Here is a 14,371-nt window from a genome sequence, read left to right as displayed (position 1 = left end):
ACGGACGCGGGGTGGAGCAGCCTGGTAGCTCGTCGGGCTCATAACCCGAAGGTCGTCGGTTCGAATCCGGCCCCCGCAACCAATTGATGTGAGTCGTCCATCAAAAGCAGTGAAGATTAGTTATTACGGACGCGGGATGGAGCAGCCTGGTAGCTCGTCGGGCTCATAACCCGAAGGTCGTCGGTTCAAATCCGGCTCCCGCAACCAACTAAAACTATGTCTGATAGCGAAAAAGCACCTTAACGGGTGCTTTTTTGTTTTCTACGCATTATCTGTTTCTACGTACTACCTATTTATACGAACTACCTGTTTCTACGACCATGCCCCAAACATCATTCCCTTTGAACCGCGCCAGTTAGGCGCGGTCATCGCGTGTGCTACATCGACAACACAACTACCGCTCAGCCTGACTGGCAAAGTAGGCTTTAATGCCTGCAAAAATGGATTCGGCAATCTGCTGCTGGAAATGGCTGGTACGCAGCTTGCGCTCTTCTTCCAGATTACTGATAAATGCCGTCTCAACCAGGACTGATGGAATATCCGGCGCTTTCAGTACCGCAAATCCGGCCTGATCGACGCTGTTTTTATGCAGACGATTCACCTTGCCCAGCCGGGTCAGGATCTCTTTACCAAACTTCAGGCTGTCACCAATCGTCACGGTCTGCACCAGATCGAACATGGTGTGATCCAGATAGCGATCGCCACTCATGCTCACGCCGCCGATCAAATCCGATTCGTTCTGGGTCTCTGCCAGAAATCTGGCGGCGGTACTGGTTGCCCCTTTCTTCGACAGTGCAAAAACCGACGATCCTCTTGCCGATCGATTGGTAAACGCATCCGCATGAATCGAAATGAACAGATCGGCACGCTGCTTGCGCGCTTTCGCCACCCGCACGCGCAGCGGAATGAACACATCTTCATTACGCGTCATATAGGCTTTCATGTTGGATTCATTGTCGATCAGCTTGCGCAGGCGGCGGGCGATTTGCAGCACGATGTCTTTCTCGCGCGTTTTATTCTTGCCAATCGCGCCGGGATCTTCACCGCCGTGACCGGGGTCGAGCATGATAATCAACGGACGATCCCGCCCGGCTTTCCCGGCTTTCGGTGCTTCTGCTGGCAACGTGCGTTCCAGATCGCCTTTGTTGTAATCCTCCAGCAGCGCCAGCAGCGGATCGTCTTCGTTGTCGTAACGACCTGCCGCAGGATACAAATCCAGCACCAGTCGGTGCTTGAATTCAGCCACTGGCCCCAGCGTAAAGACTTTGGTCGTCGCCTGCTGCTTGAGCTCCAACACCAAGCGCACCGTGGTTTTATCAAACTGGCCGATGCGCGCTTCTTTAATCAGCGGATCGTTATCTGACTTAAACTGGCTGGCTATCTCCTTCAATACGCGGTTCAGATGAACATTTTCAATATCCACCACGATGCGTTCAGGATTACTCAGACTAAACTGTTTATATTTCAGCGGGTGATTGGATTCCAACGTGACGCGGGTATAGGCGGAGGAAGGCCAGACGCGCACGGCAACGACCTGCGTTGTCGCTGCTATTCCTACACCACTTACGCTTAGCAGCCAGGTTGCTGCTGCGCTTTGTAATAGACGCCGTCGAGTCAGATGATGATTCGAATGAGACATGCCGCTCCGATCTGAGTGCTGTGCGCTATCCTGCATTGTTGTGTTGCGAATGCACTGGATAGGCCATTAAAAAATGAATAAAGGTAAAAATTGTCAAAAACTTTAACGAATCTGTTTCACGCTGTCATGCAAAAATCCTGTGCAGGCCTTATAACAGGCGGATATCATAAATTTGAAGCATTAACCCTCGCTTTTCTGGTTAATACTTCCTCTTGCCTTTTACGTCATAAAGAATAAAAATACAGAAATTACGAATAAAAATGCAAAGAGGGCTCGCAGTGAAGGAACGGAGTACAGAACTGGTTCAGGGCTTCCGCCATTCAGTTCCCTATATCAATGCCCACCGTGGCAAAACGTTTGTCATCATGTTAGGTGGCGAAGCCATTGAACATGCCAACTTCTCTAGCATCGTAAATGATATCGGGCTGCTGCACAGTCTGGGGATCAAGCTGGTGGTCGTTTATGGCGCTCGTCCCCAGATCGATGCCAACCTGACAACGCATCACTACGAGCCTCTCTACCATAAAAATACCCGCATCACCGACAGCACCACGCTGGAACTGGTCAAGCAGGCGGCAGGCATGCTGCAGTTGGACATCACCGCCCGGCTGTCGATGAGCCTGAACAACACGCCGCTGCAAGGCGCCCACATTAATGTCGTCAGCGGTAACTTTATTATCGCGCAGCCGCTTGGCGTGGATGACGGTGTGGACTACTGCCACAGCGGCCGTATTCGCCGCATTGATGAAGAAGCCGTTCACCGCCAGTTGAATAGCGGTGCCATTGTGCTGCTTGGCCCGGTTGCGGTTTCAGTCACCGGTGAAAGTTTCAATTTAACCTCGGAAGAGGTCGCGACCCAGCTTGCTATTAAGCTGAAAGCAGAAAAAATGATCGGTTTCTGCTCCTCGCAGGGCGTCACCAATGAAGAAGGCAACATCATTTCCGAGCTGTTCCCTGACGATGCGCAGCAGCGTATTGATGCGCTGGAACAGGCTGGCGATTACCATTCGGGTACGGTCCGATTCCTGCGTGGCGCGGTCAAGGCCTGCCGTAGCGGCGTACGCCGTAGCCACCTGATCAGCTATCAGGACGACGGCGCGCTGCTGCAAGAGCTGTTCTCACGTGACGGTATCGGTACGCAGATCGTGATGGAGAGCGCCGAGCAGGTTCGCCGTGCGACCATCAATGACATCGGCGGTATTTTGGAGCTGATTCGCCCGCTGGAAGAGCAAGGTATTCTGGTCAGACGCTCGCGTGAGCAGTTGGAAATGGAGATCGACAAATTCACCGTCGTGGTACGCGATAACCTGACTATCGCCTGCGCCGCGCTTTATCCGTTCCCGGAAGAAAGCATCGGCGAAATGGCCTGCGTCGCGGTTCACCCGGATTACCGCAGTTCATCACGCGGCGATATGCTGTTACTGCGCGTTGCCGCTCAGGCACGTCAGCAAGGTCTGCAAAAGCTGTTCGTACTGACGACGCACAGCATCCACTGGTTCCAGGAGCGCGGCTTTTTACCTGCCGAAGTGGAAATGCTGCCGAAGAAAAAACAGGCGCTATATAACTACCAGCGTCGCTCAAAGATTCTGGTGCTGGATCTCTGAGTTATTTCACTCGATAACGCTTCTCGTGGCCGATCGTAAAATCGGCCACGCTGTTTTCATTCGCTCACGCTGTTTTCATCCGCTTATGGCTGCTTGCCAAACTCACAGCTTAACGTTGTCCACTTCCTTGCCTGTTCACTCAGCGTAAATCCTAGCCCCAGACGATCGGATACCCACATGCGCCCATCGCGCAGCTCTAGCTGCTCGTTGAAGAGCGGATTCAGCCACTCGAAGTGTTCCAGCCAGGGCTCAATCGGATAGGCCGCCGCCAGATGCAAATGCACTTCCATCGCAAAATGCGGTGCCAGCTTACGGCCGTGCTTCGCGGCCAAGTCCATGATTTTCAGGAAAGGTGAAATCCCACCCACGCGTGGCGCATCCGGCTGGACAAAGTCACTGGCATTACCGAGGATCAACTGCTCATGCTCGCGGAAGCTGGTGAGCATCTCGCCAGTCGCAATCGGCGTATCCAGCGCCGCCGTCAGCGCCGCATGACCTTCCACATCGTAGGCATCCAGCGGTTCTTCAATCCAGATCAGGTTAAAAGCTTCCATCTTTCTGCCCATCCGAATCGCCGTTTCACGATCCCACTGCTGATTGGCATCCACCATCAGTGGGAAATCCTCTCCCAGCGCTTCACGCACCGCCGTGAGACGACGGATATCCTCTGCCGTATTCGGCTGGCCGACTTTCAGTTTGATCCCGCCGATGCCGCTTTCACGGGAGATCACGACATTTTTTAATACCTGATCCAAGGGCGTATGCAGGAAGCCACCGGAGGTGTTGTAACACTGCACGGAATCACGATGTGAGCCCAGCAGCTTCGACAGAGGCAGACCTGCGCGCTTGGCTTTCATGTCCCACAGTGCGATATCGAGCGGAGAAATCGCCTGTACCGCCATGCCACTGCGACCAACCGATGCGCCAGCCCACAGCAGCTTGGTGTAGATCTTATCGATATCATTCGGATCTTCGCCCAACAGGTTATCCGCAATCTCTTTCGCGTGGGCATAAATGCCCTGTCCGCCCGCCCGCTTGGAGTAGCTGAACCCGACCCCTTCAAAGCCATCACGACTGCGGATTTCCGCAAAAATAATGGCGACTTCGGTCAGCGGTTTCTGCCTTCCGGTCAGTACTTTCGCATCGCTAACCGGCGTTGCCAGCGGTAAAAACGCCAGAGAGAGTTTTACCCATTCGATTCGATCGCCCGACTCTGCAGCCGTTCTGACGTTCGTGACTTTTGCATAGCTAACTGCGGCTGAATTTGCACTGATGGTCATGTCTCACCTCGTAAAATGATTGCGCTAACATTCATAAACAGAAGGAAGATAGCGACAAATGAAGAAAAAACATGCAATGCAGATCACATAACAATCATTTGCACGATAAAACCGTTCATCGAGAGACAAAATTAATGATTGCGCAATCACCACAAAAAGTAAGAGGATACAGCGGAAATGCAGCCTAGCCTGCTCTGGAGCCAGCCTGAAAAAGCGAGACAATTCGGCAGGTTGTCAGAAACACAGGCAACTGGTAAACCGATGTGCCATCAACGATAATCCAGCGACATGTGAATGTGCGCGCAGCCTCAGAAGGGAACCCGTGATTGAAACGCGATAAGAACGCCAACAGCATGCCGCCACGCGCTCCCACGCTTGAAGATGTGGCGCGCGCCGCAGGCATTTCGCCCATGACCGTCAGCCGAGCGTTGAACAATCCGAAGATTGTTCGTGCAGAAACCGTGAACAAGGTGATGGAAGCGGTCCGCGCCACGGGCTATATCCCCAATATGTTAGCGGGCGGGCTCGCCTCCCGGCGCAGCAAGCTGATTGCCGTCGTTGTGCCACAAATCAATAACAACATGTTCGTTGATACCGTTCAGGCGATCAGCGATGAGCTGGCCGCACGCGGTTACCACATGCTGCTATGCGTCGCTGGCTATACCAATGAATCCGAGGCGGAGATTGTCGCTACCCTGCTTTCTCGTCGCCCGGACGGTATCGTCCTCACCGGAATTCACCACACGCCCGAACTCAAACGTCTTCTGCTCAACGCCACGATCCCCGTGGTCGAAATCTGGGATCTCACCCCGACGCCGCTTGATATGCTGGTCGGTTTTTCCCATGAAAACATCGGGAATGCCATCGGGCACTATTTGCTGAGTAAAGGACATTCGCGCTTTGGCCTTGTCTGGACCGAAGACGCGCGTGCCGGATTACGTAAGAAAGGCATTTACGACGTCATACAAAAACAGCCGGGAAGCTACGTACATGAAGCCATCGCCCCGTGGCCTGCTACGCTGGCGTTAGGGCGACAAGGGCTGAGCGATCTGCTCGCCGATGGCGAGGCGTTTGATGCCATCATTTGCAGTTCCGATACGCTGGCGCAGGGCGTGATGATCGAAGCCGCAGCCAGAGGATTAGCCGTACCGGAGCAACTGGCAGTCATGGGATTTGGCGATCTCGATTTCGCTGCACACAGTACACCGACCATAACGACGGTCAGAGTCGATCGCTGGAAGATCGGCACCGATGCAGCAGCAATGCTGGCAGAAAAGATTGAGGGGAAAAGCGTCCCTTCCCCTATCCTTGATATCGGTTTTTCACTGATTGAACGCGAGTCTGCCTGACGTTCTATTCATCACATTTGTATTACCCTTACCGACTCGGCCCACCGTGGGCCTTGCCAGTCTGCAACGTAAATGATTTAAGGTATGTCGCCATTCATCAGTGCGCTAATTCTCTCTTCCAGGCCGCTATAGCGCTGCGTTGGCGTTTTCACCGCTCGGCAGAGAATGCGGACATCGGTATAGAGTGACAAACGCTGGCGCGCACGCGTGATGGCGGTATATACCAGCTCCCGCGTCAGCACCGGTAAATAGTGGTTCGGCAACACCAGCGCCGTATGATCGAACTCCGATCCCTGTGATTTATGTACCGTCATCGCATAGGCCGTTTCATGCGGCGGCAGGCGGCTTGGCGTAACGTCTTTGGTTTCGCCATTCGGCAACGGGAAAAATACGCGCAGTTCCCCGTTGTCTCCCATCATGGCGATACCGATATCCCCATTGAACAGACCCAATGCGGCATCGTTACGTTCAATCATGACCGGTCGGCCGGGATACCAGCGGTTAAGCGGATTACGGCTGCGCTGAATCAGCCCAGCCTGATGCAAAGCCTGCTCGATGCGCTGATTCAGCCCTGCAACGCCAAATGGCCCTTCGCGCAATGCACACAGCTGGCGATAACGCTGGAAGGCAAGCAGCACAGCATCCGGCGTGGATCCCGCCGCAACAAGCTGTAGATAATCACGATACCCTTCGACGCACTGTGCCAGCATGACCTGATATTCTTCAGCCTCGGTTAACGGGCTACAGGTGATGTCAGTAAACTCGCCATTTAACACCGCACGCACACGCGCATCATCACCGCCGTTCACCGCCAGCGCCAGTTGGCCAATCCCAGAATGTGGATCGAAACGGTAGCTTCGGCGTAACAGACAAATACTGTCACTGACCGTCGATTGCCCTTCAGGGCCGCTTTCATCCAGCTTACAGCCCGTCAGCCGCTGCAGTTGCTGCGCGCGCGCGCGGCTATAGCCAGCCTCGGCAAAACGACAGATATCGCCCAACACCGCACCCGCTTCGACAGACGCCAGCTGATCGCGGTCACCCAGAAAGATAATTCTGGCGTGTGGCGGAAGCGCGGCGATCACATTCGCCATCATCGGCAGATCGACCATCGACGCCTCATCCACAATCAGCACATCCAAATGCAACGGGTTGTCCTGATGGTGACGCAAGCGCTGGCTGTCTGTCACCGCGCCCAAAAGCCGGTGCAGTGTTGTCGCTTCCTGCGGAAACGCATTCCGCAGTTGAGGATCCACGGCAAGACGGTGCAAGGCCTGCCCCAGCGACTCCGTGAGCCGCGCAGCCGCTTTCCCGGTCGGTGCAGCCAGTTGAATACGTAACGTTCCTCCCGTATTCAGCTCAATTAGCGCCGCCAGCAATTTGGCCACCGTCGTGGTTTTCCCCGTCCCCGGCCCGCCGGAAATAACCGCAATGCGGCGCGTCAAGGCGACAGCCGCGGCCACCTTCTGCCAGTTAATCTCTTCGCCAGCGTCAGGAAACAGCCGATCCAGAACCGCTCGGATCGCGGGTTCATCGACGGGGATCGTATCGCGCTCGCTGGCGATAAACCGCGCCACGCGGCCTTCACTCTGCCAGCTACGCTGTAAATACAGCTTTTCTCCTTGCAGCACCAGCGGCGTCGGCTGGCTGCCATCGCTGACGGCATCAGACGCCAGTAAGCGCTGCCGCCATGCGGCAACCGTATTGAGCCCTGCCTCCGTGAGCAGTTGTTGCGCCAGTTCAGGCTCGCGGCCGTCAAACAGCGTCTGCGCCTGCAAATTATCCAGCGGTAAACACACGTGCCCCGCCCCCGAATGTGCACTCAGGCAGGCGGCGGCCAACAGCAAATCGGGCTTTGTCTCATCTGCCAGCATTCTGGCGAACTGAACATCCAGCGGGCGCAGCAACCGCCGCGCCAGTGCCGTTTCAAGTAACGCAATCATGAGGGAATTCCTGTATCAGCATCGTCAGGCGTCTTTCCCTTAAAGAGCGCATCAAGCCCGAAAACAAATTCAGCAGAGGGACGACAAGCAAAGATGCCATTGCCGGGGTGAGACGCTTCAACGCCGCGTAAAAACAGATAAAACACCCCGCCAAAGTGGCGTTCATAGTCGTAATCCGCAATGCGATGACGCAGATAGCGATGTAAAGCCAGCGTGTAGAGCTGGTATTGCAGGTCATAGCGATGTTCGGCCATCGACTGCATCATGGCAGTTTGGGTGTACGCACTGGCATCAGGGCCGAGCCAATTGGACTTATAGTCCAGCAGGTAATAGCGCCCTTCCCAGCGGAACACCAGATCGATAAACCCTTTCAGCATGCCTTTCACCTGCTGAAAAGAGAGCGCCGGGCAGCGTGCAGAGAGCGGATCGTGATGCTTTGCCAGTCGATCGAGCTGCGCTGCCTGTATTGGCGCGTCAATCGGGATATAGAACTGTAATTCGGCCTGCTTATCGGCGTTATCCAGTGCCGATAGCGCGATCCCTTGCTCATTAAGTGGCGTATGCAAAAGCGTATCCATCCACGCCTTTAACACCGGGTGCCAGCGCGCTTCAAATCCCTGTAGCTGTAACTGTTCGGCTAACCAGTCATCCTCAACGGGCTGAGTGAAATCCAGCGTTTCAAACAGGCTATGCAAAAACGTTCCCGGACTCGCGCCGCGTGGGAACGTATGCGGCGTCAGCTGGGTTTCATCCGCTTCCTGACGCTCGCCTATCGCTTCAATATCCAGACGCGGCACCAGATCCTGCGCACTGGCAGAACCATGCTGCTGAAGCCCCGAATAGCTGGTTACTCGCCAGCCGTCGCGCAGCTGCCGTTCGATTTGGCGAGCCCGCAGCTCTGCCAGTTCCGGTCTATCCGGCTGCCAACGCTGTTCTTCCGTCGCCTGTAGCGGTGTCAATGCGACACCCTCTCCCACCATGCCTTCCAGCTCGCTAACTAACGTGGCAGCCTCGGCTTCTTTACCGCGCTGGAGTAAATAGCCCAGCGCGCTCTGGTGCATATCGCTACTGCCGTCTTTCTTACGCGACCGCTGAACGGGGGCGACACCCACGCTACAGTGGTAGATAGAACGGGTTAGCGCGACATACAGCAAACGTAAATCTTCCGCCAGCCGCTCTTCTTCCGCCAGCGTCTGGCTTTCTTCATTATTTTGCAGATCCAACACGGCCTGATAGCTTTCGCGATCGTGATAAATCCCCTGATCCTGCACGCGGAAGTTACTGATGAAAGGTAGCCACACCAGCGGGTATTCAAGCCCTTTCGATTTGTGGATCGTCACGATCTGCACCAAATGGCGATCGCTTTCCAGACGTAGCTGCTGGTTCTCTGCCTGAGGATTAGGTTGGACAATCTGCTGTGATAGCCAGCGCACCAGCGCATGTTCGCTATCAAGCGTTGCTGAGGCATCCTGCAATAACTCACCGATATGCAGAATATCGGTAATGCGACGTTCACCCTCCGCACTCGCCAGCAGGTTCTCCGCCAGTTGATGTTGACTCATCAGCGCACGCAGCATCGGCAGTACGCCGCGCTGACGCCACAGAGCACGGTAGCCCGCAAATTCATCCACCAACGCATCCCACGCGGCTTCGCTTTGTCCTAATGCATCAACCTGTTCGGCATCCAGCCCCATCAGGGCCGTCGCCATCGCGCTGCGTAACGTGCGCTCCTGTTCCGGTGCCAGCACCGCCTGCAACAGCCACAACATATCGCTGGCTTCCGGCGTGCTGAATACGCTGTCGCGATTGGACAGGTACACCGAAGGAATGGACAAGCGGCTCAGCGCGTCACGAATCAGCGAGGCTTCACGCCGGCTACGCACCAGCACGCTCATGTCAGATGCCCTGACCAAACGACGGGAATCGTCGGTGACCAGCCAGGCTTCATTGCGTTGGCTCGCAGCCAGCCAGTCACGAATCTGCGCCGCACACTGACGCGCCATCTGCTGCTGATAATCCCCTACGCCAATCGGTTCTGAACCCGTTAGCCAGAATTGCAGCGCAGGCTGGGGCTGCCCCGCAACCTCAAACACCAAACCGCGCTTGGACTCAGCAGGCTTAACCGGCAGGAAAGGGATATTTTGAAAAATAAAAGGAGAGTCAAGGCGTTCAAACAGACGATTAACGCCATGTACCATCTGGTGCGACGAGCGCCAGTTCGTACCCAGCGTATAATGCGCGGCTACTTCTCCGCGCGCGTGCATATAGGTAAAAATATCCGCACCGCGAAATGCATAAATAGCCTGCTTAGGGTCACCGATGAGCAACAGCCCACACTGCGGCTGCCCGACGTACAGCGTTCGGAAAATACGGTACTGCTGGGGATCGGTATCCTGAAACTCATCGATCATCGCCACCGGATAGCGTTCGCGAATGGCACTGGCAAGCTGTTCACCACCCGGCTGTTGCAACGCAACATCCAAACGGCTCAGCAGATCGTCAAATCCCAGTTCTGCACGCTGCCGTTTTTCCTCACTCACCGACTCCCGGATCGCCGACAGCGCGCGAACAATGACTAAATCGCGCAGCGACAGCGGCGCTTCAAGCAGCCGTTCGGTCTCCTCAAAGAGAACATGAACAGGCGGCTCACCTTTCTTCGTTTTCTCGATTAGCGTTTGCTGGGCAAATCTCACCAGATCTTTCGGCAGTTGATAATCCAGCGTCGGCTGCACTGCCCACAGCGTGACTTTCTGTAGCCAGTTGGGAAGATGCTTACTGCTATAGCTGCGTTTATCGACGCCAGAAGCACTAATCAGTGCTTCCAGTTCCGCTGCTGACGCCAGCCAGCGCTGTTTGTACGCGTCGATCGTCGCCACGATCTTCTCATGTCGACTCAGCAGCGTTTCATCTTCTTCTGGCGGCAAGCGAAATGAAGGCGCTTCACCGTGTAGATAAGGCGCCAGATCGGCTAACAGGTTTTCCGGCCCTTTCCACTCCAGACCGACAATGCGTGCAACCTCGACTGGCAGCGGGTAGCAATAACGACGCCAGAAATCTGCGCAGGCCTGACGGCGCAGCGGCTGTTCATCTTCTATCAGCACCTGTTCGAAAAGCACGCCGGATTCAAACGCATTGGTACTGAGCATACGCTGGCAGAAGCCGTGGATCGTGTAGATCGCCGCCTCGTCCATTTGGCGTTCGGCCGCCAGCAATACGTCGGCCGCATCGCGGTGGTCCGAAATCTCCGCCAGCAGTTGCGCTAGCGAAGTATCTTTAGGCTTTTCTGCCTCTTCACCCTGCGCGCTTCTACGCAGGCAGGCGATGCGTAAAGCGTGAATTCGGGCACGAATACGCTCCCGCAGTTCTTCGGTCGCGGCCTCTGTAAAGGTCACAACCAGAATTTCTTCGACCAATAGCGGACGTGGATACGCGGCTTGCTTCCCCAGCCCCAATAGCAGGCGCAGGTAAAGCGCAGCCAGCGTATAGGTTTTCCCCGTTCCGGCCGACGCCTCAATCAGCCGCTCCCCGAGGAGCGGCAACGTCATGACGTCTAATGATTGCGGCGCGGCATTTTTCATTCTGCTGAAACCTTACCAACAGCTTCTGATGCTGCTGGTGCAGGGATCATCACAGGCGCTTTCTCACGCGGTAACGTTTTCTGCAATGAAGACGCATCCGCGTAGGTATGCCAGCCTTTCGGTGCGGCATAATCGGCTTTACCATGATGGCTACCGGAAACCTGCGACAGAATCGCCAGGCCTTCAGGCTTCAGCGCCTGCTGGAAGAAGTCTGCCAGTTGCGTCACCGTCAGCGGTTTGATTTGTTCGAGCAGTTTCTCGCGTGAATCAAAAGCGAAGTTTTCCCGATCCAGATCGCGACGCAGTCGGCTGGCCTCTTCGCCTAAGGTTTGCGGACGCTGGCTCAGCTCATTCATCACGCCCTGCTTATACTGCTCAAACTCTTCTTTACTCATTTCACGCAGTCGTTTTTGCGCTTTCAGGTAAAAATCTTCATAGCGCTGATACAGATAAGCAGGCTGTTTGCTGTTGCTTTGCAGCAGGAAGGCAATGCCCATCTGTCGACCGACCGTCGTTGGGAAGGCAAACACCGCGTAACCCAGCTGCTCTTCCGTTCTCAGTTGGCTATAGAACCAAGGCTGAACGATCTGCCCCAGCACAGAGCTATACGCCATGCTTTCCGTTTCAGAATACCCCGTCGGTACATACACCGCTGCTAACGCAGAATCCGTGCTGCTGCCTGGGCGTTGCAGATTAGCAAGCTGCGGCTTACTGACTTTGACATCATCGCTGCGCGACAGATTTTCGCCACCAGCCTTCAGATGCGCTTTCAGCGTGTTCGCCAGCTCGGTGACTTTCTCTGGTGCCAGATTGCCGACGACCAGCATTTCCGGCGTGGCTTTTTGCAGCAGGTCTTTGCGGTAGTTAACCACATCCTGTAAACGGATATCCTTCAGCAGGTTACGACGTTCTGCGCGCTCAAAGTAAGGCAGTTGCGATATCGCCTGAACGGGCTGTAACGCCTGTTCAAAGGCTTTTGATTTCTCTACCGCATCCAACTGCTGTATGTACCAGGATTTCGCCTGCTCCAGCTGTGCTTCCGTTGAGGTAAAGGAGGCGTAGCCATCCGCCAACGTCAGCAGCAATCGTGGCAAGTGCTGGGTATAGCCATTGGCGCTAATCACCAGACCATCATTGCTGCGGGTGGAGAAACTGATGCCGCCGATCGAAGCCTGATAGCTGAGTTCATCCAGCGCCAGACCTGCCAGATAATCATTTAACGCAAACAGCACCTGATTACGGGCGGTACTGCGCGCTTCCTGATTACGCAGGAACAGCGTGATTTCCGCTTTCGGCTCATCAGCGAAGTAGTGGCTTGGCATATACAGCACGCGCAGCCCCGGCTGATTCAGCAAGAGTGTCGGTTTAGTCATCGCCTTATCGGCTTTGATCAGGGAGAAATCATCCGGGATATAAGGGTTGATCGTCGGCAACGACAGTGACATTTTCTGCCCCAGCGTTTTCCATTTTGCGAATGTTGCTGACGGGATTTTATTCATCTCGTACGGCGCATCGACAAAATAGGCCACTTTATTATGCGGCTCATTCGGGCTGATGACCCAGACGCGCGCGTTCTGCGGCGTCATCTCGTCCAGTCGTGCGGCGATAGCCTTCGGATCGTAGCGATCGGCAACATACTGCGCATCCAGCGTATGCTCGACCGGCACGCGCAGCATGGTATCCACCAACCATTCGATGTAGTCCATATCGCGGCTGATGGACGGATAGCGGAAATCCAAATCCAGAACATGCGCGATCTCATCAAAATAGCGCTGCTGAATCCCTTCTGTGCGGATTTGTTGCAGGTAACGGAATATCGCCGCGATCACTTCATCACGCTGTGCCAGACCTTTATCGGTCAGCGAGGCTGAAATAGCGAACATGCCGCCATTACGGTCGATGATCGGCGAAGAACCCGCCCCGATAGACTCAACCAGCCCTTCCTTTTGCAACCAGTCAGAGAGCGTATTCTGGCTGCGGTTGCCGATCAGATAGCTAATATAGGTATCCGTCTTGCTGCGAAACTCCTGGCTAATATCGCTGACGCGAAACTCAATGCGCAGCTGTTTTCTCGGCTGAGCAGGAACATAGTGAATCATTACGCCACGCTGCTTTTCCGTCGCCACAGGAACGGTCACCGCAGGAACGCTGGCGTTGTGATTAGGAATGCGCCCGAATGTATCAACCGCCAGTTTCGCCAGTTCAGGCAGAGGTTGATTGCTGTAAATCACCCCTTTCATCAGGTTGGCGGAGTAGTATTTCTGATAGAACTTCACCAGCTCATCATGCAGTTTGCTGCCGGGTTTATCGCTCAGGGTTTCAAGATTCCCCCCCGAAAAACGCGCGCTTGGGTGCGCTGGGTTCAGCGTTTCCGCCCCCACCTGCGCCATGCGGTGACCGTCGCGCGAACGCGCCATGGTTAATTCCGCATTGACCGCGTTACGCTCACGATCGGCATTCACTGGATCGAGCAGCGGTTCCGCAATCGCATCCGCCATCCGATCGACGGCTGGCCGCAGCGCATCATTTTCCACTTCCAGATAAAACGCCGTACGGTAAGACGCCGTGCTGGCATTGTGGCTACCACCATGCTTTTTCAAAAATTCGGATAGCGCCTCTGGCTCTGGGTAACGTTTCGATCCCATCAGCACCATGTGTTCGAGGTAATGCGCTAATCCCAGTTGATTATTGGGATCGTCCAGCGAGCCAATAGGCAGCGCCAGTGATGCCAACGATTTGGGTGCCTGCGGATCGGAAACCAACAGAACGGTCATTCCATTATCCAGTTTGATCGCCTGATATTGCCGCGGATCTTTTTCGCTTTTTCGAATCGTCTGAGCCAGCGGCTGCCAGCCCGTCTCAGCCCAACTCGCCGGAAGCAAGAATGTGAATAAAAGAAACCACCCGGTAATCCAGACCCACTGTTTACGCATGCAATTCTCCAACCTCATATCCATCACTTTTCACGTTGCAGTGCG

Annotated in this window: 7 protein-coding genes and 2 tRNA genes; 4 read left to right on the top strand and 5 right to left on the bottom strand. The window is 55.0% G+C overall.

Translation table 11 applies throughout. The features are described from left to right. The first annotated feature begins 5 nt into the window (after positions 1–5). Together NXT09_RS20825 and NXT09_RS20820 are read left to right on the top strand one after the other, a co-directional pair. Positions 6–82 (top strand) — tRNA-Met (locus NXT09_RS20825). 48 nt (positions 83–130) lie between these two features. Beyond that, positions 131–207 (top strand) — tRNA-Met (locus NXT09_RS20820). Positions 208–394: 187 nt separating this feature from the next. Here the strand turns inward: NXT09_RS20820 and amiC are convergent. Beyond that, positions 395–1,639, bottom strand: a complete 1,245-nt coding sequence (gene amiC / locus NXT09_RS20815) for an N-acetylmuramoyl-L-alanine amidase AmiC (RefSeq protein WP_268581044.1) — start codon at positions 1,637–1,639, stop codon at positions 395–397. Positions 1,640–1,899: 260 nt separating this feature from the next. On the opposite strand from amiC, the gene argA reads away from it, so the two are divergent. Next, the gene (gene argA, locus NXT09_RS20810; protein WP_170310700.1) at positions 1,900–3,243 is read left to right on the top strand and encodes an amino-acid N-acetyltransferase; all 1,344 of its coding nucleotides are present in this window, start codon (positions 1,900–1,902) and stop codon (positions 3,241–3,243) included. 83 nt (positions 3,244–3,326) lie between these two features. On the opposite strand, the gene NXT09_RS20805 is transcribed toward argA, so the two are convergent. Beyond that, positions 3,327–4,523, bottom strand: a complete 1,197-nt coding sequence (locus NXT09_RS20805; RefSeq protein ID WP_039283981.1) for an L-talarate/galactarate dehydratase — start codon at positions 4,521–4,523, stop codon at positions 3,327–3,329. A gap of 326 nt (positions 4,524–4,849) precedes the next feature. Between NXT09_RS20805 and NXT09_RS20800 the strand changes: the two genes are divergently transcribed. Continuing rightward, a complete protein-coding gene (locus NXT09_RS20800) occupies positions 4,850–5,872 on the top strand; it encodes a LacI family DNA-binding transcriptional regulator (protein WP_268581043.1) in 1,023 nt (340 codons plus the stop codon). Between the two features lie 77 nt (positions 5,873–5,949). Here NXT09_RS20800 and recD read toward each other — a convergent pair whose 3' ends face one another. The 3 genes from recD to ptrA are packed head-to-tail and all read right to left on the bottom strand — an operon-like array spanning position 5,950 to position 14,326. Then, a complete protein-coding gene (gene recD, locus NXT09_RS20795) occupies positions 5,950–7,815 on the bottom strand; it encodes an exodeoxyribonuclease V subunit alpha (protein WP_268581042.1) in 1,866 nt (621 codons plus the stop codon). Further along, positions 7,812–11,393: an exodeoxyribonuclease V subunit beta gene (gene recB / locus NXT09_RS20790; RefSeq protein ID WP_268581041.1), complete on the bottom strand. Its 3,582-nt coding sequence runs from the start codon at positions 11,391–11,393 to the stop codon at positions 7,812–7,814. Before recB ends, recD begins: the two co-directional genes overlap by 4 nt. Beyond that, positions 11,390–14,326, bottom strand: a complete 2,937-nt coding sequence (gene ptrA / locus NXT09_RS20785) for a pitrilysin (protein ID WP_268581040.1) — start codon at positions 14,324–14,326, stop codon at positions 11,390–11,392. Before ptrA ends, recB begins: the two co-directional genes overlap by 4 nt. Between the last annotated feature and the right edge of the window lie 45 nt (positions 14,327–14,371).

This window comes from Pectobacterium jejuense (assembly GCF_026800125.1).
GTDB classification, from domain to species: Bacteria; Pseudomonadota; Gammaproteobacteria; order Enterobacterales; family Enterobacteriaceae; genus Pectobacterium; species Pectobacterium jejuense.
The sequence above is the reverse complement of the archived record's forward strand: the minus strand, read 5'-3'. Positions and strand labels throughout refer to the sequence as shown.

Bases quoted from the DNA above. Each gene is read 5' to 3' on its own strand.
- amiC (WP_268581044.1), bottom strand. From the start codon at position 1,639: ATGTCTCATTCGAATCATCATCTGACTCGACGGCGTCTATTACAAAGC.
- argA (WP_170310700.1), top strand. From the start codon at position 1,900: ATGCAAAGAGGGCTCGCAGTGAAGGAACGGAGTACAGAACTGGTTCAG.
- NXT09_RS20805 (WP_039283981.1), bottom strand. From the start codon at position 4,523: ATGACCATCAGTGCAAATTCAGCCGCAGTTAGCTATGCAAAAGTCACG.
- recD (WP_268581042.1), bottom strand. From the start codon at position 7,815: ATGATTGCGTTACTTGAAACGGCACTGGCGCGGCGGTTGCTGCGCCCG.
- recB (WP_268581041.1), bottom strand. From the start codon at position 11,393: ATGAAAAATGCCGCGCCGCAATCATTAGACGTCATGACGTTGCCGCTC.
- ptrA (WP_268581040.1), bottom strand. From the start codon at position 14,326: ATGCGTAAACAGTGGGTCTGGATTACCGGGTGGTTTCTTTTATTCACA.